The organism is Haladaptatus cibarius D43 (assembly GCF_000710615.1).
Lineage (GTDB): Archaea > Halobacteriota > Halobacteria > Halobacteriales > Haladaptataceae > Haladaptatus > Haladaptatus cibarius.
This window is the reverse complement of sequence record NZ_JDTH01000011.1, coordinates 37,315-57,271: the sequence shown is the minus strand read 5'-3', so window position 1 is coordinate 57,271 and position 19,957 is coordinate 37,315. Positions and strand designations below refer to the sequence as shown.

The 19,957-nt window shown below is 56.6% G+C and carries 16 protein-coding genes; 7 read left to right on the top strand and 9 right to left on the bottom strand.

The annotated features are described in order from the left end of the window. The first annotated feature begins 3 nt into the window (after nt 1–3). The 3 genes from HL45_RS18485 to HL45_RS21990 all read left to right on the top strand — a co-directional run bounded on the left by HL45_RS18485 (nt 4) and on the right by HL45_RS21990 (nt 2,910). Complete coding sequence (locus HL45_RS18485) at nt 4–915, top strand: alpha/beta fold hydrolase (RefSeq protein WP_049972695.1); 912 nt, start codon at nt 4–6, stop codon at nt 913–915. Nucleotides 916–1,618: 703 nt separating this feature from the next. Next, nucleotides 1,619–2,494, top strand: coding sequence for a ParA family protein (locus tag HL45_RS18480; protein ID WP_049972694.1), 876 nt, complete (start codon nt 1,619–1,621; stop codon nt 2,492–2,494). Further along, complete coding sequence (locus tag HL45_RS21990) at nt 2,491–2,910, top strand: hypothetical protein (RefSeq protein ID WP_049972693.1); 420 nt, start codon at nt 2,491–2,493, stop codon at nt 2,908–2,910. Before HL45_RS18480 ends, HL45_RS21990 begins: the two co-directional genes overlap by 4 nt. Before the next feature lie 1,355 nt (nt 2,911–4,265). Here the strand turns inward: HL45_RS21990 and HL45_RS18470 are convergent. The 4 genes from HL45_RS18470 to HL45_RS18455 all read right to left on the bottom strand — a co-directional run bounded on the left by HL45_RS18470 (nt 4,266) and on the right by HL45_RS18455 (nt 9,132). Beyond that, on the bottom strand, nt 4,266–5,660 hold the full coding sequence (locus tag HL45_RS18470; RefSeq protein ID WP_049972692.1) for an orc1/cdc6 family replication initiation protein: 1,395 nt from the start codon (nt 5,658–5,660) through the stop codon (nt 4,266–4,268). A 466-nt stretch (nt 5,661–6,126) separates the two neighbouring features. After that, on the bottom strand, nt 6,127–6,579 hold the full coding sequence (locus HL45_RS18465) for a TRAM domain-containing protein (RefSeq protein ID WP_049972691.1): 453 nt from the start codon (nt 6,577–6,579) through the stop codon (nt 6,127–6,129). 346 nt (nt 6,580–6,925) lie between these two features. Then, entirely contained in the window at nt 6,926–8,518 is a 1,593-nt protein-coding gene (locus HL45_RS18460) for an N-acyl-D-amino-acid deacylase family protein (RefSeq protein ID WP_049972690.1), read from the bottom strand. Nucleotides 8,519–8,718: 200 nt separating this feature from the next. Next, entirely contained in the window at nt 8,719–9,132 is a 414-nt protein-coding gene (locus HL45_RS18455; protein ID WP_049972689.1) for a winged helix-turn-helix domain-containing protein, read from the bottom strand. A gap of 127 nt (nt 9,133–9,259) precedes the next feature. Between HL45_RS18455 and HL45_RS18450 the strand changes: the two genes are divergently transcribed. Together HL45_RS18450 and HL45_RS18445 are read left to right on the top strand one after the other, a co-directional pair. Further along, nucleotides 9,260–9,808, top strand: coding sequence for a hypothetical protein (locus tag HL45_RS18450; protein WP_049972688.1), 549 nt, complete (start codon nt 9,260–9,262; stop codon nt 9,806–9,808). A gap of 792 nt (nt 9,809–10,600) precedes the next feature. Then, nucleotides 10,601–11,362 carry an IclR family transcriptional regulator gene (locus HL45_RS18445; protein ID WP_049972687.1) on the top strand — a complete coding sequence of 254 codons (762 nt, stop codon included), beginning with the start codon at nt 10,601–10,603 and terminating at the stop codon, nt 11,360–11,362. 61 nt (nt 11,363–11,423) lie between these two features. On the opposite strand, the gene HL45_RS18440 is transcribed toward HL45_RS18445, so the two are convergent. Next, nucleotides 11,424–12,590 carry a glycoside hydrolase family 18 protein gene (locus HL45_RS18440; protein WP_144240139.1) on the bottom strand — a complete coding sequence of 389 codons (1,167 nt, stop codon included), beginning with the start codon at nt 12,588–12,590 and terminating at the stop codon, nt 11,424–11,426. Nucleotides 12,591–12,774: 184 nt separating this feature from the next. On the opposite strand from HL45_RS18440, the gene HL45_RS18435 reads away from it, so the two are divergent. Beyond that, on the top strand, nt 12,775–13,575 hold the full coding sequence (locus HL45_RS18435; RefSeq protein WP_049972685.1) for a creatininase family protein: 801 nt from the start codon (nt 12,775–12,777) through the stop codon (nt 13,573–13,575). A 10-nt stretch (nt 13,576–13,585) separates the two neighbouring features. Here the strand turns inward: HL45_RS18435 and nagZ are convergent, their stop codons facing one another. The 4 genes from nagZ to HL45_RS18415 form a co-directional block, all read right to left on the bottom strand. Beyond that, complete coding sequence (nagZ, locus tag HL45_RS18430; protein WP_049972684.1) at nt 13,586–15,178, bottom strand: beta-N-acetylhexosaminidase; 1,593 nt, start codon at nt 15,176–15,178, stop codon at nt 13,586–13,588. 4 nt (nt 15,179–15,182) lie between these two features. Next, nucleotides 15,183–16,349 (bottom strand): exo-beta-N-acetylmuramidase NamZ family protein, encoded by a 1,167-nt coding sequence (locus HL45_RS18425; protein ID WP_049972683.1) that lies wholly within the window; start codon nt 16,347–16,349, stop codon nt 15,183–15,185. A gap of 130 nt (nt 16,350–16,479) precedes the next feature. Further along, entirely contained in the window at nt 16,480–17,655 is a 1,176-nt protein-coding gene (locus HL45_RS18420; RefSeq protein WP_049972682.1) for a hypothetical protein, read from the bottom strand. Nucleotides 17,656–17,809: 154 nt separating this feature from the next. Beyond that, complete coding sequence (locus HL45_RS18415; protein WP_144240138.1) at nt 17,810–18,847, bottom strand: serine hydrolase domain-containing protein; 1,038 nt, start codon at nt 18,845–18,847, stop codon at nt 17,810–17,812. 99 nt (nt 18,848–18,946) lie between these two features. Here HL45_RS18415 and HL45_RS18410 point away from each other — a divergent pair, with 99 nt between their 5' ends. Continuing rightward, a complete protein-coding gene (locus tag HL45_RS18410) occupies nt 18,947–19,633 on the top strand; it encodes an HAD family hydrolase (protein ID WP_049972680.1) in 687 nt (228 codons plus the stop codon). Nucleotides 19,634–19,957: the final 324 nt, after the last annotated feature.

Below are 19,957 nucleotides of genomic sequence, written 5' to 3'. Positions count from 1 at the left end.
ACGATGTCAGTCACGAAACCACCCACGACCGGAGATACAGTCATAAACACTGATGAATCGTTACTCACCGATTGCGATGTTGAATCCACCTATCGCGACGTCAACGACGTGCAATTACACGTCGTCGCCGCTGGCGACCCCGACGCGCCACTGGTCGTCCTCCTACACGGACATCCCGATTTCTGGTACGGCTGGCGCGATCAGATCTGTTCGCTCGTCGAGGCCGACTTCCGTGTGGTCGTCCCTGACCAGCGGGGCTGTAATCTGAGCGAAGCACCCGACGGAATCGATGCCTATCGACAATCGGAACTAGTCGCTGACGTGCGCGAATTGATCTACAGTGAGGGTCGAGAATCTGCCCACATCGTCGGGCACGACTTCGGTGGGTTCGTCGCCTGGAATTTAGCACTCCGTCACCCCTCTATGGTCGATCGATTAGGGATATTCAACGTCCCCCATCCGAAAGTGTATCGAGATACGTTACGATCCAGTCCCCAGCAAATCGCGCGGAGCTGGTACGTCTGGTTCTATCAGGTGCCGAAGCTCCCCGAATGGATGTTGACTCGGAACGATATGGCCAATATGGTTGATTCTCTCGAAATAACGTCCAACCCTGGGACGTTCGACGAAGAAACGATTACCTGCTACAAGGCGGCCTGGCGCCACACTGGAATTACACCGAGAATCAACTGGTATCGTGGGTTCCGTCGTTCGGACAGTCCGTCACGCAATACCGTCACCCAACCGACGCTGATTTGTTGGGGAAAAGACGACATAGCACTCCTCCCCTCGATGGCCGAAGAGAGCGTCGACTACTGTGAGGACGGTCAGGTACAGATGTTTCCGGACGCGTCACATTGGGTTCATCATGAGTGTGACGAAGTTACGGAAGCGCTACGCCGTCATCTCTTGTAAACAACAGACGCGAATCAACCGAGGAGATCAAATGAAACTGTACCGTTATTATTCGACGAGAACAACAATCGCCCCGTTGACGAGGTATTTTTGAACAATTGTTGCCGTTCTGGAACGTGATAAAGCAACCTCGGCAAGCGACTAAAAGCTCTCCACGGACGGGAGTTGGTGAATCGGTATCCACGCAACGTTGCAGATGGCGATGTCAAATATCGCTATGTAGTACAACCGCTCGCTGAAACGGTAGAGTGGACATGGCAAAAATCGGAGGCTTGGACAGATGCGGTGATGAACCAGCTATCGCAACTTCACGCCAACTGACGGAGGGAAGATAGCGAACAAAGAGATGTTCATTAGTTGTGTTCATTAATGAATGCGGCCGTCACAGACCACGTTTGTCAGATATTGTTTCCAAGAATGGACTCAACAACGGGGTTCACCCGATACAGTCACCGATGAAATCCACGGTGTGTACTCAGTAAGTCCAAGAGTTTCTTCATTAAGTATAGTCAAGGGTGCGCCACATAGTTGCATTCATCAGTACCATTCATCAGTTTCAGTCACTGGTCGTGTTCATTAGGTGTGTTCATTAGGTGTGTTCAGCAGAACCAGGAACAAACTACATTCATTGCATCCATAAAATAATACAAATCATGAATTTGTCTGACGAACTTTCAAGATGAATGGCTCTCATGAATGGAATATGTTAGCGTACTCAACGTACAGCGAGGCAGGCGGGGTTGGGAAGACCACAACTGCGGCAAACCTCGCTGTAGCGCACGCACGCGGGGGTCTCAAGCCTCTCGTGGTACCGCTTGACCCACAAGACGGAGACTTATCGCGCCTCTTCGATGTCGATGACCAACGAACGGAAGCCGTCGATAATATCGTCCGGCATATGATTCGTCGTCAGAAAGGTGACTTCGCCGATCTTATTCGAACAGTCGACGGCGTGGACATTATCCCAGAACACAACATGCTCTCTGACCTCGCGGAGTATCTCCAACGCGAGAAAAATCAGGCAGAGGCAATGGGCGAGGCGTTTGGAATGCACGCGCAACTGCTTCGCGTACTCCGTGAAGCGGGAGTCCCTGACGAGTATGATGTGCTCATCTGCGATCCACCAGCAACTGAAGGACCACACCTCTACAACGCCATCCACGCAACACGGTCGTTAGTCATACCTGTAGAGCCTACTGCAAAGGGTCGGGCGGCCGTTGAAGGTCTTGAAGCGCTCGTCACTGGCCTCGAAAACCAACTGGATGTCGAGGTCGGCGTTCTCGGAGCGCTCCCGATTGGCTTCAAAGACACGCGCGACCAGCGGAAGATTCTCCATGGGATCGAGTACCCGATTCCAGAGATAATCGGGGAACGAGCATCACTGATGGAGGGGTGCTGGATGCAACAATGTTCGGCGTTCACGTACGTCCGCGAACACCGTGATCGCCATCGTGACTACGAACTCGAAACACTGGCACAATTCGACCGAGTGGCACGCCATCTTGAGAGTCAAATTGGTCTCGAAGCCCCGAACCCACCAGAACCGGGCGATCTTGACCACGAGGTGGTGACCGCATGACGGGAATGAAAGAGGGGGCTGGTGAAGATCCGTTCGCTGAAGACACTACTTCAACGAAGACAGAGTCAAAAACAACCGACCAGTCAGACAGCACCGACACCAGGTCGCCTACTGACTACCAGACAGAAGCGACCGACACAGCTGATTCACAGCGCTCAACACGCCAACAGTCCATGCAGATACCGTACAAGTTCCGCCGTGACGGGGTTCAGGATGGGCGCGACCGAGTGCCACTGTTCCTTCAAAAGGATACTAAGAGTGCAGAACGGGACGCGCTTCGGGAACTCGAAGAGCGGTTTGATGACGACGTGTCTCTCACTGACCTTCGGGAAGCCCTTATGAAGGTCGGACTTCGGCATCTCGACGAAGCCGAGGTTCATCTGGAGGAATGGGGTTATGGAATGACATTCGATTAATGAGATAATGTTAGTGACTGGTGAATCGTTTCGGGTTTGCGTCCTGAGGCAGTTTACTCGTCTGATTTTACTGGCCCCTTGTATTTAGAGCGGACTTTGTCCCCTACGCGCTACTGCCAGTAATATAAAAGTGTTCTACGACTGCACCAACGAACGTGACGTATGATGACGGTACACGCGGGATCGATTTAGCCTCGACAGAATCTATAGTCACTAGACCTCCAATCGCTGACACCATATTCGACTGGGACAGACGTAGGTCGCTCACGTTTCTCGATGGTCGGTGGAGTGAGCAAGGGTGTCTGGAGATAGGAAAGGTTGGTTGTCCCAGGCTGAGAAGAGACGAGAAGACGAACCCCCTCCCCCCGTTATCGAAGTGTAAACTCGAAAGTGACGAACACTTGGAACCATGGGAAAGTCAACGCATAGAACGAATCGGCAGTGTCTGGCATCGCGAATAACAGAAACCGCTGTTTTAGCAACTAACTATACAACCGAAACCTATAAATAGATGCTTGTTAAACAGTATCCGCAAACCACGATAAACCGCGATTATATCCCTGTATGAAGTGTTGTAACGAGAGCTGAGAAGTGAATTTGGATCAGAATCCCACCAAACAGGAGTTACACTTCGATAATGGGGTGGGGGTGGTACCGTCTACTATTCTTCCTTGAATCGTCATTTCTATTTCTTCACGTCGAGAACTCGTTGTCTGCGAGCGGAAACCACTGGTCGACGGTATCGGCTTGTCATCCCTCGACTAACCGTTTTTGACGAAATAGATCGGTAGAATATAAAAATAAGTTTGGTGTGGGAAAAATTGACTTCTCATTATTTTGGAACCATCTGTTACACTTCGACAACGGGGTAAACGGTCAAACGCATCTTATCCATACCTGTAACATCCGTTGAAAGCAAGAACGCATGTATCACAAGCAATGTACAACCGAGGATTTACACTTCGATAAGGGGGTAGTAGATGTGAGAGACACTAACGCTTGCTATTGATATTGTCTTCGATTACACTTCGATGACGGGGCCGTACTACGTCTCCAGTAATCAAAACGCTTCGACAAATAAACTTCTCGAATTGCATTTCTTCGATTCTACTCCTAACATCTCTTGCGTATGGATTCTGCGTTTGAGAGCGCCTCTAACGTGACAATACACTTCGATGCAGGGGTACAACCGTCTCTCCGGAGAGACGGCGATTGTGCACTGTTCCGTTGGAGGTAGTCAATACACTTCGATAAGGGGGTCGATAGCCAGATAGTAAGCCAGAAGCGGTTAGCTCACGACGTGGCTGCCGGTTACACTTCGATAAGGGGGTCGCTGTCAACTCGCTGTCCGGCAATTACGAACTTTCGAATTTCTGCATTCTCGTTTGCGCGATGGTCTTTAGATGTTCCGTTTCGCCAGCAATCGCTGTGAGTCGAGAATCCTCTGCGAGCAGATCGAGAATCGGTCGAGGGTTATCCGAGAAAGAAAACTCCATGTGCATTCCCTGGCCACGGCCGCGACTCTTCCGTTCGGCGTTCACGATTCCGTATGTGTTAAGTTCTTTGACGTATTTGATATACGTCTCACGCGTCATCTGGTCGGCGTCCAACAGTTCGGTAATCCACTTGTAGACTTGGTAGCCAACCGGACTCGGGACGGAGGTAGTGGCGTGGGCTGTATGCACTGCGACGGCCGCAGTTGCGTAGAGTGAGATTTTCTTTTGTGTCGAGAGCCCTTCGATTTGGGTCAGCATTCGATCTTTATCAACTTCGTCTTGTGAATCTCGGACGTGCGATTCCGTGACGACGTCGTCGTTTTGCCGGTTGGCGAGATCTCCGGCTTTCCGGAAGAGATCGATTCCTTTGCGGGCGTCACCATGGCTCTGGGCAGCGAATGCTGCTACCAATGGAATAACGTCATCGCTGAGGGTACCGTTTCGGAAAGCGTCACGACGATGTTCGAGGATTTCACGGAGTTGATTCGCATCATAATCGGAAAAGGGGATGTCTTCGGGGTTGAACGAACTCTCTGAGCGCCCGTCGACGTTCTCCATGAATTTGGGGTCGTTCGTCAAGGCGGCGACAGACACAGTTCCATGAATCGTATCCGTTTTCCCGGCTCGAGATAGCTGATAGAGGAGCTTCGAGTACGCGGGTTCATCTTCGCGACCGATGAGGAGATCGATTTCGTCGAGGATGAAGATGACCGAGTCGTAGTACGTGTTGATCAAATCATAGAGGCGCTCATACTTTTGTTCAGTAGAGACTCCGGTCGCTGGGACACCGATATCGACACCGACGTCTTTCGCAACCGTTTCAACGAGTTTGTAGACCGCACGGTCGAGCGTGGTAATCGGCTGGCAGTTGAGACTGATGACACCGAAGTTGATGTCCTGTGATTCACAAAGTTCGACGATTTGTCCACAAACAGCGTTGACGATGAGAGACTTTCCAGTGCCAGATGGACCGTAGAGAAGCATATTGGGTGGTCGCTCGTCACGGAGTGCAGGTTTGAGATAGGCGATGACGGCCTGAAGTTGGTCGTCACGGCCAACGATGCGTTCTTCGTCGATGATGGTGTCCGGTTCGACAAGGTTCCGATTTACAAAGACCGATTTTCCAGAATCTTCTTCGAGGAGTTCACGGATCGTTTTCTGATTGGAGTCGTCTTTCGAGGGAGAGTCTATCGCAGTATCTTCAGAGATGTCTGAGAGCGCATCATCTGATGTATCTGTGTCATTGTTTGGCATGTGCAAAACTACTGAAACTGTAGATAAAAAACTACCCATCTCGAAGTCTATCTGCTCGAATATCTGGATTTAACTGCCTCTACCGAAGAAGTGACAGACAATGGTGTGAACCCTAACCGAAGTCTAATAACGATAACTGCTTCGAGTCTATGCAGTTCCAAGACTTGCTGGCTGCTTTGGGCCTTCGAGGCATTCTGAAGAAATGGGGTTCGCGGCTGAACGATACTCTGCCGAGTGATATTACTTTTCTCGAACTTGCCGAGTGATATTGTCCTCCTCGAACTTGCCGAGTGATATTACTCTCCTCGAATTGTTGTCCGGTAGGGCGGGCGGAGGCGAGAATTCCTCGATACACGGCGACGGTTGGTCTTAGTTCGTCTCTCGTATTCGGCTGTTTCTTCGCACTGACTGCCACGAGAACCGTGGTCGAACAATCCTGGAAATGGTGGGAGAATAAATCGGAAGACTACTCGTAGTAGGCCTTTCGTTCGACGACCTCAGCGAAGGCGACGCTTGGTGTGACGTTCGTGATTTCGACGGTGACTCGGTCGCGTTGTTCTGTATCTGGTACGATAATCACGTAGCCACGGTCGACGCGAGCGATGCCATCGCCTTGTTCGCCGACGCCTTCGATTTCGACCGTTCGGCGGTCGCCTTCTTCGACTGGGGCCGTCGTTGGGCTCGACTGTCGATCTGAATTCTCTTCGTTTCGTGTCACTGGTGATGCTGTCGAGGATGGTGTCTTTTGCGCTGTGCTATCCGCTGGCGCTGGTTGTTTGAGCAGCGCGACACGGTAGGCGGTGTCTGGCTGGAGGTGGCCATCCGTAATTTCTCGGGTCGGCACTCTAAGCGTGTGTGACCCATCCGTTGCTTCGATTTCGCTGCTAAAGAGACAGCATAGTTCGTCGGGGATTTCCATCTATCCAAATTATGAGTCTATGAACACAAGTATCTATGTTTGTATCCGTCACCGGAGACGGAAATCCGTGTAGGAATGCTGGTTCGGTCTGCAGCATGAGAGAGCTCTCGCTAATGACCGCGAGCGATCTTCTGTTCATCGTGACCTCAGTTGGCGACCGCGGCGAGCAACGTATCGTCGAGCGCATCGATAATCTCGACTTTCACGTCCCTGGGAAGGTATCGAACGCTTTGCGTGTGTCGTGAAGGTTTGTGTGGAGTGCGTCGAATGCTGTAATACACCGTTGGAGGTTTTGGCTGGATGGAAACAATAATTGGCGTCTATTTTGCCGTCACACAGGTCGTCACTACCGGATTACTTCCCCCGGTCGAGTTCCAGTGTGGTCGCCGTCTCTGATGACGAATTCCCCATTGACAAGGACGTGTTCGATACCAGTGGGGTAGTTAGCCGGATCAAGGAAGTCACCTGGCTGACGAATCGATTCGGGGTCGAAAACAGTGAGATCGGCACGAGCGCCCCGTTTAAGAATTCCTCTGTCATCAATACCCAATCTGGCAGCGGGCATTCCGGTCATCTTGTGGACGGCTTCCTCCAATGGGATGACTTCCTTCTCTCGGACGTATTTTCCGAGCACGTGCGGAAATGTGCCGTAGTTCCGGGGGTGGGGAACGCCTTCACCCAACGGGCCGCACGGGCAAAGCGAGGAACCATCACTGCCGACCATCGTGAGGTCGTGACCCATCACGTATTCGACGTCGTCTTCGTCCATCCCGAAGCTAACGTGCATCGTTCGGTTTTCGTCCTCCAGAACGATATCGAGCAATATCTCGGCGGGAGGTCGGTCGTCGTCATCGTGGTCAGCGATATCGGCAATCGTCTTTCCCTGGTACTCTTGCAGTTCTGGATTTTGTACGTTCGTCACGAGGATACCATCCCAGTCACTCGTTCGATCCGTGGCCAAATTCTCTCGAATTCGGGCACGCTCTTCCTCGTCGAGAAGCCGCTGGATGAGTGCATCGTCACCACCGTCGTGTGCCCAATTGGGTAAGAGCGCACCGAGACTGGTTGACGACGCGATGTACGGATATTGATCGCATTGGACTTCGATACCGTCGCGTTCGCGGGCGAGTTCCATCCGTCGAAGGGTATATCGAACCTTCCCCCAGTTTTTCGGGCCGATAGCCTTGTGATGCGAAACTTGGACGGGGATATCCGCACGGCGACCGATCTCTAGGGTCTCTTCGACGCTTCCAATGAGATCGTCGCTCTCCGAACGCATGTGGGTCGCATAGATTCCACCATACTCTGCGGCCACTTCGGCGAGTGCGACGACTTCGTCGGTTTCGGCGTAGCATCCCGGTGGGTAGAACAACCCAGTCGAAAGCCCAACGGCGCCGTTTTCCATGGCCTCTGCGACGAGGGTTCGCATCTCGTCGAGTTCCGTCGTCGTCGGCGCACGATCCTCGTATCCGATTACGGCGGCACGAATGTTGCCGTGACCGACGAGTGAACCGACGGAGAGCGAGAGGCCATCCCGTTCGAGAAATTCAAAGTAATCAGCGACCGACTCCCAATCGCTCGCATCGACTTCTTCTGCGAGTCCGTTACTCGCAAACCAATCGTCGATTGCCCGGTCGGCAGAACCGTATCGCGGGGCGGCGCTTGTCCCGCAGTTCCCGACAATTTCGAGCGTAACTCCCTGTCTGACCTTGCTGTGCGCATCGCGGTTGGCTGGCAGCGTGAAATCGGAGTGTGTATGGATATCTATAAATCCTGGCGCAATGACGCTCCCTTCCACATCGACTACGATTTCTGCATCGTCGCCAACCCGACCGATTGCTTCGAGTTGTCCATCATCTACTGCAACCTCGCCGCGGTACCACGGTGATCCAGTGCCGTCGATGATTCGTGCGTTTTCGAAAACTACGTCGTAGCTCATCGATTGCTAATTGGTAACGTGTTCCTAAAGTATGCTACCGAACAAGACCGGGGTCGTTCCTTCTAGCTACGTTCAAACAGATCGGATTCGGCGACTGTAAAACAAAAAATAGTCGATGGCAACCTCGACTTACCGACCAGTGACCTCCTTCACGCCCTCATGGAACAAACGGTGTCACTGTGAGCGAGTAGGGTGAGAGCTTATTTCTCATTGGGCCGAGGTGCATTCTCGTATTTGACCATCTTGTCGGGTTTGTCGCTGATTGTTTCGTAGATCCGTTGAAGCGTCTCCTCAGCTTCTAGAAGGTTGTGTGAGTCGAGGAACCCGCGACCGTCGTCAGTTAGCCCATAGAACTTCCAGGGATAGCCTTGCCGACGCTCGTCGGCCGATAACGCGACTTCTTTCACGATGCCAGCGTCGATGAGTTTCTGGATGTGCTTGTAGACGGTGGCTTCGCTGACGCTCGGGTTGAGTTGTTCGAGTTCGTACATCGAGGGGAGTTGGCGGGGATGCTGGAGGATATTGGTGACGAGTGCGAACCGCGTCTGCTGGGTGACGAAATGCACCAGTTCACGTGCGTCCGCGCTTTCGCCCGTGCTCAGGTCGGTACTCATACTGGTTTCTACGTGCTGGCCCGACAAGTAGTTTACCCTAGAGTAAATCACTCCAGAGTAGACAACACTATCTTACCTCGTAAACTACACAGTAAATTCTATACGATCTCCGTGAAACCAGTGGAGTATGCCCGACGAGGAGTCGCCAGTCCCCGACGAAATCCTCACGAACGCGACCGACCGACTCAACCAGGACGAGATCTCGCTCGCCGACAACGAAGATATCATCCAGACACTGGGCGAACTCACACCCGTCTACGAGAACGACCGCTCGTATTTCGTCCTCGGCAACTACGACCGCGAGCCAATCCGCCGACTCAACCTCGTCACCGACCGTTTGAACCGCCGCGAAGACGCCTACGCCTTCCGAATGGTCGATATCCGCGGCGAATGGGACAACAGCATCCAGAAGTTCTGTCTTATCGCCGATCTCGTCACATACCTTGTGGGTGTTGCCGAGAAAGATCCCAGCGACTTCCTCGTCGAGCAGGGCTTGCTCGTCGGCACCACCGAGTACTTCTCGAAGAGTCACGTCCTCAAGCGGGAGTACGAAGACGAAGACCACCCGTTCGGTTGGATGCAGGATGGCGTTTTCGACCGCTTTGAGAACGAAGGCCGATTATACCGGTGGCGTACCGACGACGATCTCCTCGAAACTACCGAGTCGCTTCCGTGAGCAACTGAACTGTAGATACTACGCATAGCGATTTCCTCAATTGTAGCTCACACTGGGGATGCGCTCTGCCATCTCTTCCATTACCCGATAGCCATCGTTTTTGTAACACTGCCGTAGTGGGTTGTGACCTCTCGTTGTGAGCGTTCCATCTTCAGTATCGAAGAACGCGCTGAATCCGATATAAAATCCTAATCATGAAATATATTTGTCATTTGTACGTTCCACGTTGGAGTTCAAGCCCTCTTCTGGAGCGTTAGTGTTAGTGCACTTCGACGGTCTGAACCCAGTTACTATTGTATAATTGGGGCAATTCCATCGGCACCAAGGTACTGCTCGGCACCGCGTTGTTCGGACGGTGTGACACTGTTCTCGCCCATTGTCCTCCACAAACTCACCGAAAAACACGATGACTGTGAACGTTGGATATCTCTGGCTAGTCTCAACCGAATCGGTCAATTCGTCCGAATATCACCGAAAAAACGCTTCGAACACACCAAATAATTGACACCGAAAACGAAGTTTCACATGCCGAAGAGCGAAACTCGACTCCCATCGTACGTTGTAGTCTAAGTGCTAGCCGCGGAGCAGTCGTACCTCCTCTATGGCCTTCAATATTGTATAGGCCTACCACTATTATTCTGTCAGAAATTACATCGAACTCCGACGACAGAACCCGTAGTCGAGACGACGAACGAAATGATCATAAAAATTATATACTCTATTCGTGGCATCTCTGCTACCTCCAAAGGAAAATATATTACCTCACGCTGGAAATATGATCAAAGAAAGCAAATGACTGGCGAGTCGAACACCCCGGTTCGGACGACCGCGCGGTCGTTCGACATCATCGAAACCCTCCGCGAACTCGACGGAGCCCGTCTCACGGAGATTTCCGCTCATCTCGATCTCCCCGATAGCACGGTCTACAACCACCTTCGAACGCTCGTCGAGCGAGGTTACGTCGTTAGAGACAACAACATCTACCGCGTCAGCCTTCGGTTCCTCGAAATCGGCGAGTACGCCCGGTCTCGGCGCAAAATCTTCGAGGTAGCCGAACCCGAAATCGACGAGATAGCCGCCGAAACCGACGAATCGGCGAGCCTCCTCGTCGAAGAGGACGGGCGCGGTGTCTACATTTACGACGCGCAAGCGGACACGTCCATTCCGCTCGACACCCATCCCGGAAAACACGTCGCTCTCCACGCGACCGCTCTCGGAAAGGCCATTCTCGCGTACCTGCCCGAGAGTCGAGTCGAAGCGATCTTCGAACAGCGGGGGCTTCCCGCTCGGACCGCGAAAACCATCACCGACCGTGAGGTACTCGCGACGGAACTGGAGACGATTCGAGAGACCGGATTCGCCGTCGACAGCGAGGAGCGTGTGCGCGGCGTCCGCTGTGTCGCGGTCGCCATCAAGAACGAGAACGGTCAGGTTATCGGAGCGATAAGCGTCTCCGGCCCGTCGAGTCGTATCAGTGCTGACCCCGACGAGAAACATCTGGAGGAACTCCTGCGAGCGAAGAACATCATCGAGTTGAAACTGGCACACGCGTAGGGGATTCCGGGGTGGTTCAGTAACGGCCTCGCAACCAGTGAAATCCCCCCCGTCAGTGACGTCAGATGTGTCTATCTATCGTCTCCAGCAGGACGTTGTCGGGGTCTTGTGAGAGTTCCCAGCACATCATCCCGCCGAAGTCGTTGTCCACGGCGTACTTCGTCTTCTCCCTGACGGAGTGACGGTCGTCGTAGGAGATGAACGTACCTTCTTCCGCCGAGTACAGCCACGGTACCCTTGCTTCTGGGTGCCAGTGGTACTCGTAATCGGAACCGTGCCGGACGTTCTCCATGATTTCACCGTACTCCATGGCGCTCCCGCCTTCGAACGGTTGAAACAGTCCGTGGTCGCTGGGGTGTTCGTTTTGCACGTTCTCAAAGGTGCGTCCGTAGAACGGAAGCCCGAAGTGGAGTTTCTCCTTCGCTATTGGTTTGCTTGCCCAGTGGTGCATCGCGTGGTCGGCGGTGAGCGACGGTGTCGCGTTCGGCGCGTCCGGCACGGGATACAAGGGCGCGTTGAAATGGGTGCGCTCGTTCCACGTTCCGTGGAGGTCGTAGCACATCACGTTCAGGAAGTCCACGTCGTCGCTGAACGCGCCGACTTTCTGTGAGTCGATGGTCGACGGGTTGGCCGATGCCGCCATGCTCAATTCGTACCGCTGGCAGTCCGCTCGCTCTGCTTCGTCGAGTTGCCGTCGGATTTCGCGCAGGAGGAGTACCAAGTTGTGCGGGTCGCTCTCTCGAATCGTCCCGTCGGGATACTCCCAATCGATGTCGATACCATCGAAATTGTACTTTCGCACGAGTTCGATGGCGGTTCGGGCGAATCGTGCCCGTCGCTCGGCCGTGAGGGCGGCATCGGAGAACCGACCGGAGTACCATCCGGCCTGCACGGAAAACATGAACGATGTGTCCGGTTGCTCGTACGTTACCGTTCGGAACTTTTCTAAGAGTTCGGGCGCGGCGTCTCCGGTGACTGCGAGTTTGACTTCACCCTCCGAGGTCGGTTCGAGGAAGGCGTAGTTCAGGTGCGTGACCGTGTCGTAGGGCACGTCTCGCGGACCATACTCGGTCGTCCACGAGGGATAGTATCCGACGACGCGCTTGTCCGACGAGCGGTGCCTGCCGCGCCGCGCTCCGGCGACGTCACCGACGATTGGAAGCGTTGCCAGCGCACCAGTCCTTTTTATGAATTTACGCCTCTCTCCGCTTACTTCTTTTTTCGACATCAAATCATTCAATAACGTGCATAGTTAATAAATTTGCATGTATATCGTATATGTGATATAAAGGTCGATGCTGACGGTATTCGGTTCGTGAAATCGAGACGTGCGTTCGCTCGACTTCGTCGGACAGCGGTTCGTTTCGACCGGAACCCAAATAAATATACATTCGACGCGAACAATCTCTTCCATGCTTCCAACAGGACGTTCCTCGTCTGTCGCGTGGGCGACGAAGACTCGACGCGAAATTCGCGACACCGGAACCGCCGACGGATCGGTCGTTGTCGTCCCGGTCGGCAGCGTCGAACAACACGGCCACCATCTCCCCGTCGCAACCGACACGCTACTGGCCGATGCCGTCTCCCACCTCGGTGCCGAACGCGTCGCGGACGACGTACCACTTCTCGTGACGCCGCCGATTTGGTCGGGATTCTCGCCACATCATACGTCGCTCGGCGGGACGATGACGCTCGAACTGGAACACCTCCTCGCACTCTTGGAGGACGTTGCCGACACCGCGCTCGAAAACGGATTCGACGGCATCTGTTTCGTCAACGGTCACGGAGGCAATGCCTCGGTCATCGACAACGTCGTGAGCACGGTCGGCAAGTCCAACCCCGAGGTGGAGGTGACCGGCCTGACGTACTTCCAACTCGCCGACTCGTTCATCGACGAGATTCGTGAGAGCGACGTGGGTGGCATGGCTCACGGTGGCGAGTTCGAAACCTCGCTCATGTTGCACCTCCACGCGGAGTTCGTGACGATGGACGACGCCGACGCCGAATACTTAGACGAACCGTACGAGCGCGGAACACAAGACCTCCTCGTCGGCGGCGCGCTCTCGATATACCGCGAGTTCGAAGAATACTCCGCGTCGGGCGCAATCGGCGACCCGTCGCTGGCAAGTGCGGCGAAAGGCGAGGAACTGTTCGACCGATTGGGTGACGAACTGGCCGACGTGCTCCGCTCGGTTTCCGAGCAGGCGCGGTAGGGCGGGCTACTTACGTCTCTTGATCGGGAATCGTGACCGGAAGCCGACCGGTTGGCTCCCTGTTGCCGACGAGAACGTCGGCGACAGCGACGAGCGAAAGGGGCGTGCTGTCGTACGTCGTCAGGTATGTCTTGACGCCGGGGAACGCGGCGAGGTTGTAGGGGTTGCTGGTTGCGACGACGACCACGTCCGTATCGGCCGCGAGGTTGCGAACCGCGGCCGCTTGCTCTGGATTCGCGGCGGCGTCGGACGTGCGCACGACCGTCGAACCGTTTGACGCTCTAGACTCAAACGTCAGTGTTTCGCCGGAAGCAAGAACCGATGCGTCTACCGTCACGCCTGCTTCCGCAAGTGCGTCCGCGAGCGCACCGTCGGCGTCCCGCGTCTCCTCGGCGAGCGACCCGCGGCCACCATCGAACTCGTAGACCGAGACTGGTTCGCCCGAGAGCGGGAGGTTGTTGGCATCGTCGCGAACAAGCGTGACGCCGCGCTCGGCGACGGTTCGCGCGACGGTGCGGCAGTCCGCGGCGGCGGCGTCCCACTGTGCCTCGTCGCCAACCGTTCCCGCGTCGTACGTCCGCTTCGCGCGGAGGATTCGCCGCACCGATCGGTCGATGCGCGACTCTTCGATGCGCCCCGACGTGACGGCGTCTCCGACCGCGTCGATGGCCGCGCGCTGTTTCGATGGGGTGTGTGAGACACAAATCAGGTCACAGCCCGCTTCAACCGCCTGCACGCACCCTTCAACCGTCCCGACGCCGTCGGCGATGGCGCTCATCTCCATGCAGTCCGTGACGACGAGTCCGTCGAATCCCAGTTCCTCGCGGAGGAGTCCGGTGACGACCCGATGCGAGAGCGTTGCCGGGCGCTCGTCGTCCGCAATGGCCGGGAACGCAACGTGGGTCGTCATGATGGCGTCGATACCGGCCTCAATGGCGCGGCGGAAGGGGCGGAGCTCGACGCGGTCGAGGCGGTCGCGGTCGTGGTCGATGACGGGCATGTCAAGGTGCGAATCGACCACGGTGTCGCCGTGGCCCGGGAAGTGCTTCCCGCAGGCGACGACACTTGCATCCTGTAACCCGTCGGCGAACGCGGCCCCCAGTTCCGCGACGCGGTCAGGACGTTCGCCGAACGACCTGACGCCGATGACGGGGTTGTCGGGGTTGTTGTTCACGTCGAGAACCGGTGCGAGGTTCATATCGATGCCCAGCGCACGCAGTTCGCAGCCGACGGCGTCGCCAGCACGCGCGGCGAGCGCGGGGTCGTCGGCCGCGCCGAACGACATCATGCTCGGCTGTTCGGTTCCCCACGAGAGTCGTGCGACGCGACCGCCTTCTTGGTCGATACTCACGAACAGCGGCGGCGCGCCGTCCGGGACGACCCCGTGTAGCGTCCGCGAGAGCGTCCGTAGTTGTTCCGGTGACTCGACGTTCCGACTGAAGTAGATGACGCCACCGAGCCAGCGATCGGCGATAAGTGCCTCGATTTCGGCCGTCGGCGTGCTTCCGTCGAATCCCGCGACGAACAGTTGGCCGACCTTTTCGTCGAGCGACAGCGACGAAACGGCCGATTCGACGCCGGGAAGTGATGTGTTTTCAGCCATCTGGTCAGTATCGACGATAATTCCCTCGCACGTCGGCGAACTCGGCAAGGTCGTCTTCCCAGTGCTCTGTAATCTCCGCTGCGATGTCCCGCGGCTCGCTCGCGGTGTCTGCGTCGTCTATCGTCTCGCGGAGATAGCTCCCCCCCGCCAGTTTATCGACGAAGAAACCGTCGTCGTACTCTATCCACTCGCACCGGTCGTCGGCCATGAACGCGGACGCCAGAACCGTGAGGCCGACCGTCACGGGGTTGACGGTGTCGCGGTCAAGGACGTGGACTTGCACGCCGGTGACGTTCTCTCGTTCGTGTTTCGAGAATGTCGGCGAGAAGTACGCTGGACGGAACGCGACCCCGTCAAGTCCCTGTTCCGACAGCTCCGTCGCCCACGCGTCGGCATCGATCCACGGCGCACCGACGAGTTCGAACGGTTTGGTCGTTCCGCGGCCTTCCGAGAGGTTCGTACCTTCGAAGAAACACATACCGGGGTACAGCGTCGCCGTTCCCGGGGTCGGCATGTTCGGTGACGGGTACACCCACGGGAGGCCGGTGTCCGAGAACCAGTCCGACCGCGACCAGTCGCGCATCTCGACGACATCGAGACGCGCACCGATATCGAATTCCTCGTTGAGGTACGTCGCCAACTCGCCGATGGTCAACCCGTGGACGATGGGGAGTTCGTAGCCGCCGACGAACGAGGAGTTCTCCTCGCCGATTCGGTTGCCGGTAACCGGTAGCGGCGAGATGGGATTCGGGCGGTCGAGGACGACGATGCGTTTGTCGGCCTCGGCAGTCCCTTCGAGGGCGTACGCCAGCGTGTAGATGAGCGTGTAGAACCGACAACCCACGTCCTGCATGTCGTAGACGACGGTGTCGATGTCCGCGAGCATCTCGGGTCTGAGTCTCCGCTGTTCGCCGTAGAGGCTCTTGACCGGAAGTCCGGTTCGGTCATCGGTGCTGTCGTCGACTTTTACGCCTGCCTGCACATCGCCCCTGATACCGTGTTCCGGTCCGAACAGCTTCCGGAGGTCGAATGCGTCGCGGTCGTTGAGCAGGTCGATAGTCGGGGTGAGATTGCTGTCAGTCCCCGACGGGTTCGTGATGAGACCAAGTCGGTCGCCCTCGACCACGTCGGCCCGCTCGTCCAGTAATCGTTCTACGCCCAGTCGAACCATATCTTTGGCAACGTATTGAGGGTTTAAAAAATATTGTGTGACTATGCCATTCGCGGCGAACGGCCACGTCATCACGCCACGATTCGAACGCAATTGTATGATTTCGGTCGGACTCTCAGTCAGGGTTTCATCACTGCTGGGCGTGGGGGGTGGTCACGTCGAACCACTCGCGGTGGCCCTTGCTCATCAGAGAATGATTGTAGATGTGCACGTCGTCGGCGAGTTCGCGGACGTTGTTGACGACCGTTTTCCACTCCGACTCGGACTCGACCATGCCGGGGTCGAGGGTAACTCCGGCATCGACGGGTATCTCGACCGCGTCCCGATAGCGTCGGACGCGTCGGCGGGCGACATCGGGGTCGTCGGTGTAACAGAGCGCCACGATACGGTCTAAATAGGTTCGAACCCGGTCGAGGACGACGCCAGCGGGCCACCCGTCGTTCGGGTCACGGCCGAGACCGTCCGACGCGGAGTAGGTGAGTTCGACGTCGCCGCTGGCGGCCGCCACGCCCGCCAGAAATTCGTCGATGACTGACGCTCGGAAATCGAACAACTCCGCCAAAACGGGGTGGGTTTCGGTGAGGCGTTCGAGCGAGCGAACCTGCGGCGTCGGTTCGCTTAGCACGTTTCGGACAACGTCTCGGACGACATCTTTGGCCCGCTCGAAATCCACGGGGTGGTTCGCCGCTCGCTCCCGACACGCCGAACAGAAACACTGCGAGACGAGTATCTCCTCTGCGGCGTTGGTGACGACGTGGTTTTTCGCGTGACCGAACGTCGCGCCGTGGCCGTGGAAGACGCTCGGAAATCCGAGCGATTCGAGATTGATGACTTCGATATCGTAGTCGGCGAGCGAGCGCACGACGCCCTCGAAATACGCTGAGACGTCGTCGTGGGACGGACAGAACGCGTGGTCGTGTGCGTCGCCAAACGCGCTCTGAACGCCGAACTCGGGGTTGTTTCCCCCGAGCTTCGAGTTGTGAAAACAAACCAGCCACGCGTTCACGTCGATTCCCCCCTCTCGAAGCGTCTCAACGACTGCCCCGAACGGGTCGTCGTAACCGGCGACTTCGTTCACTGGCGGATCGATTCGCGTGTCGGTGAACGCGTCTCGGTCAGGGTCGAAGTAGCAACCACCTTCGTACGATTCGAACAGACCGTCGTCCGAACGCGGGTCAAGCGTTCGAATGGAGTGATAATGCGCGGCGACAGTGACGCTCGTCACGCCCAACTCGTCGAACTCCTGCCGCGTCTCGGCAGGGTCTTGTGAGAGCAATTGCCACGGATAGCTCCAGACTGCGACCATATCTCCCAAGATACGCGGCTCGTAATAAATATTGCCCGGTCGTGGCGAATGTTCGGTCGAAACGCGCTCGATTTCTCACCAGCGGTTTCGGTGATGAATCAGTCTGTGTAAGTGACCAGACGGAGACGTAACCACGGACGGAGTACGGTCGCCGTCAATCGAAGCGTCCGGCGGCGACCATCGCGTGGAACCGCTCGCGAAATCGGATGAGTCCTGTGTCCTTCCCGTTGTAGACTTGATTGGTGAGGAGCACGGCGAACCGGTCGCGGTCGTGGTCAAGCCACAGCGACGTACCGGTGTAGCCGGTGTGGCCGAGTCCACGACGCGACCAGTTCGGAGCGGGATAGGTTCCATCGGCGAGTCGCCAGCCGAGGCTGTGGCGGTCGGCGCAGTCCGGCAGCCAGTCGTCTTGCAACCGCTCGACGGTTGCCGCCGAGAGGATTGTTCCGTCCGCGACGAGGTAGCTTCGTGCGAACGCCGCGAGGTCGTCAACCGTCGTGAACAGGCCGGCGTTCCCGCTGTGGCCGTCCATCGCCCACCCCAGCGGGTCGTGAACCTCGCCCCGCAACGTGCGGTCTCGATGGTCGTGACAGTAGGTCGCCGCGAGATTCGCCTCGTCGGTCGGCCCGAGGCACGAAGCGTCCATCCCGACCGGGTCAAAGACGTGGGTCTCGGCGAGATCGGCGAGCGACCGGTCGGTGGCGCGTCTGAGTGCCTCGGCCAGATAAACGAAGTTGAGACAACTGTACTCGTATCGGGTACCGGGTTCGGCTTCGAGAAGCGAGCGGTCGCGGAGGCCGTCAAACACGTCGGCTGGCGACTCCCACGATTTCGAGAAGGCGTACGGTTGCAGGCCCGAACTGTGCGTGAGCAGTTCGAGCAATCGAATCTCGCCGCGTCGGTGGCCTTCTAATTCGGGGAAGTAGCGACGAAGTTCGTCCGAGAGGGCGACGACGCCCGATTCGACGAGTGAGAGCGCAGTCGTCGCCGTTACGACCGGTTTCGTAAGCGAGGCGGCGTCGAAGACCGTGGTACGGGTCATCGCGTCGTCGCGCTCGGGGTCTCTCCGGCCGGTGGTGGCGACTCGGTCGATACCGTCGGCGGTGCCGACCGCGGCTACGGCACCGGGATAGACGGTCTCATCGAGACCCCGCGTCAGAAACGCGTCGAGTGTGTCGTCCGTTTTTTGCATCGAGTTCGTCATCCTGCCGAAGTGGCGGGTGAACCCTCTTAACTGCTCGGACTGTCGCAACCGATAACCTATTACTGCGTCCGTCGCTACGACGTAGCAATGACGTACGACGCGCTCTTATTCGACATGGACGGCGTGTTGCTGGACTTCCCCCCTGAACACCCCGAAGTCTATCGGCGAGCAGTCGCGAGCACCTTCGAGGAGTTCGGCGTCGAGCCCGCGGACGCCGACCTCGACGCGTTCATCTCGGGCGCGACGGTCGAGGACATGCGACGAGCGTGTGCCGAACACGACATCGAATTCGAGACGTTCTGGCCGAAGCGCGAGCGCAACGCGTCGCGCCTCCAGTGTGCCATGATGGACAGCGGCGAGCGTCGCCTGTACGACGATTGTCGCGTTCTTTCCAAACTCGCCGACACCCACGATATGGGCGTCGTCAGCAGCAACCAGCATGCGACCGTCGAATACCTCTTGACGCGTTTCGGCTTCGAAGACTCCTTCGACGCAGTGTACGGACGAATCCCGACGGTGGACGGATTCCGACGAACCAAACCGGCCACCTACTACCTCGAACGAGCGATGGCCGACCTCGACGGGGCGAACGGCCTGTACATCGGTGACAGCGCCTGCGACGTCGTCGCCGCACACAGTGCCGGACTCGACTCAGTATTCATCCGTCGGTCGCATCGTGAGGGCTACGCCCTCCCCGAAGCCCCCACGCACGAAGTGTCGTCGCTCGCAGACCTCCACGATCTATCCGGTGTCGTTTCTGACCCGTCCGCGTAGCGTCGCCTTTCTCTGTCCCGTCGCTGTGCCGCCCCGGCGTCGTCGAGTTGAGCGTCAAATTTCTGTTTATGATAAGCCGTGGCTAGTGGAGCGGCATCGCTCCAGTTTTGTTCGAGAGGCTCGAAACGTATTTGATGCAAGATACGACCGCGAATTAGGTTGACGATGCGGTCTAGCGTCTGCTCACGAGCAACCACCCGTTTCGACCTAGCCGAAACGGCTTCGGAACGTCCGTGAACGTCTGTTTTGAGGCATCTCGCTCGATGACAGAACGGTACTGTACCCAACAACAGGTATTACAAAACTAGTTGTGTAATGCTAATC

Bases quoted from the DNA above. Each gene is read 5' to 3' on its own strand.
- HL45_RS18420 (WP_049972682.1), bottom strand. From the start codon at position 17,655: ATGGTCGCAGTCTGGAGCTATCCGTGGCAATTGCTCTCACAAGACCCT.
- HL45_RS18415 (WP_144240138.1), bottom strand. From the start codon at position 18,847: ATGCAAAAAACGGACGACACACTCGACGCGTTTCTGACGCGGGGTCTC.
- HL45_RS18450 (WP_049972688.1), top strand. From the start codon at position 9,260: ATGCCCGACGAGGAGTCGCCAGTCCCCGACGAAATCCTCACGAACGCG.
- HL45_RS18445 (WP_049972687.1), top strand. From the start codon at position 10,601: ATGACTGGCGAGTCGAACACCCCGGTTCGGACGACCGCGCGGTCGTTC.
- HL45_RS18460 (WP_049972690.1), bottom strand. From the start codon at position 8,518: ATGAGCTACGACGTAGTTTTCGAAAACGCACGAATCATCGACGGCACT.
- HL45_RS18470 (WP_049972692.1), bottom strand. From the start codon at position 5,660: ATGCCAAACAATGACACAGATACATCAGATGATGCGCTCTCAGACATC.
- HL45_RS18425 (WP_049972683.1), bottom strand. From the start codon at position 16,349: ATGGTTCGACTGGGCGTAGAACGATTACTGGACGAGCGGGCCGACGTG.
- HL45_RS18485 (WP_049972695.1), top strand. From the start codon at position 4: ATGTCAGTCACGAAACCACCCACGACCGGAGATACAGTCATAAACACT.
- HL45_RS21990 (WP_049972693.1), top strand. From the start codon at position 2,491: ATGACGGGAATGAAAGAGGGGGCTGGTGAAGATCCGTTCGCTGAAGAC.
- nagZ (WP_049972684.1), bottom strand. From the start codon at position 15,178: ATGGCTGAAAACACATCACTTCCCGGCGTCGAATCGGCCGTTTCGTCG.
- HL45_RS18480 (WP_049972694.1), top strand. From the start codon at position 1,619: ATGTTAGCGTACTCAACGTACAGCGAGGCAGGCGGGGTTGGGAAGACC.
- HL45_RS18465 (WP_049972691.1), bottom strand. From the start codon at position 6,579: ATGGAAATCCCCGACGAACTATGCTGTCTCTTTAGCAGCGAAATCGAA.
- HL45_RS18440 (WP_144240139.1), bottom strand. From the start codon at position 12,590: ATGTCGAAAAAAGAAGTAAGCGGAGAGAGGCGTAAATTCATAAAAAGG.
- HL45_RS18455 (WP_049972689.1), bottom strand. From the start codon at position 9,132: ATGAGTACCGACCTGAGCACGGGCGAAAGCGCGGACGCACGTGAACTG.
- HL45_RS18435 (WP_049972685.1), top strand. From the start codon at position 12,775: ATGCTTCCAACAGGACGTTCCTCGTCTGTCGCGTGGGCGACGAAGACT.
- HL45_RS18410 (WP_049972680.1), top strand. From the start codon at position 18,947: ATGACGTACGACGCGCTCTTATTCGACATGGACGGCGTGTTGCTGGAC.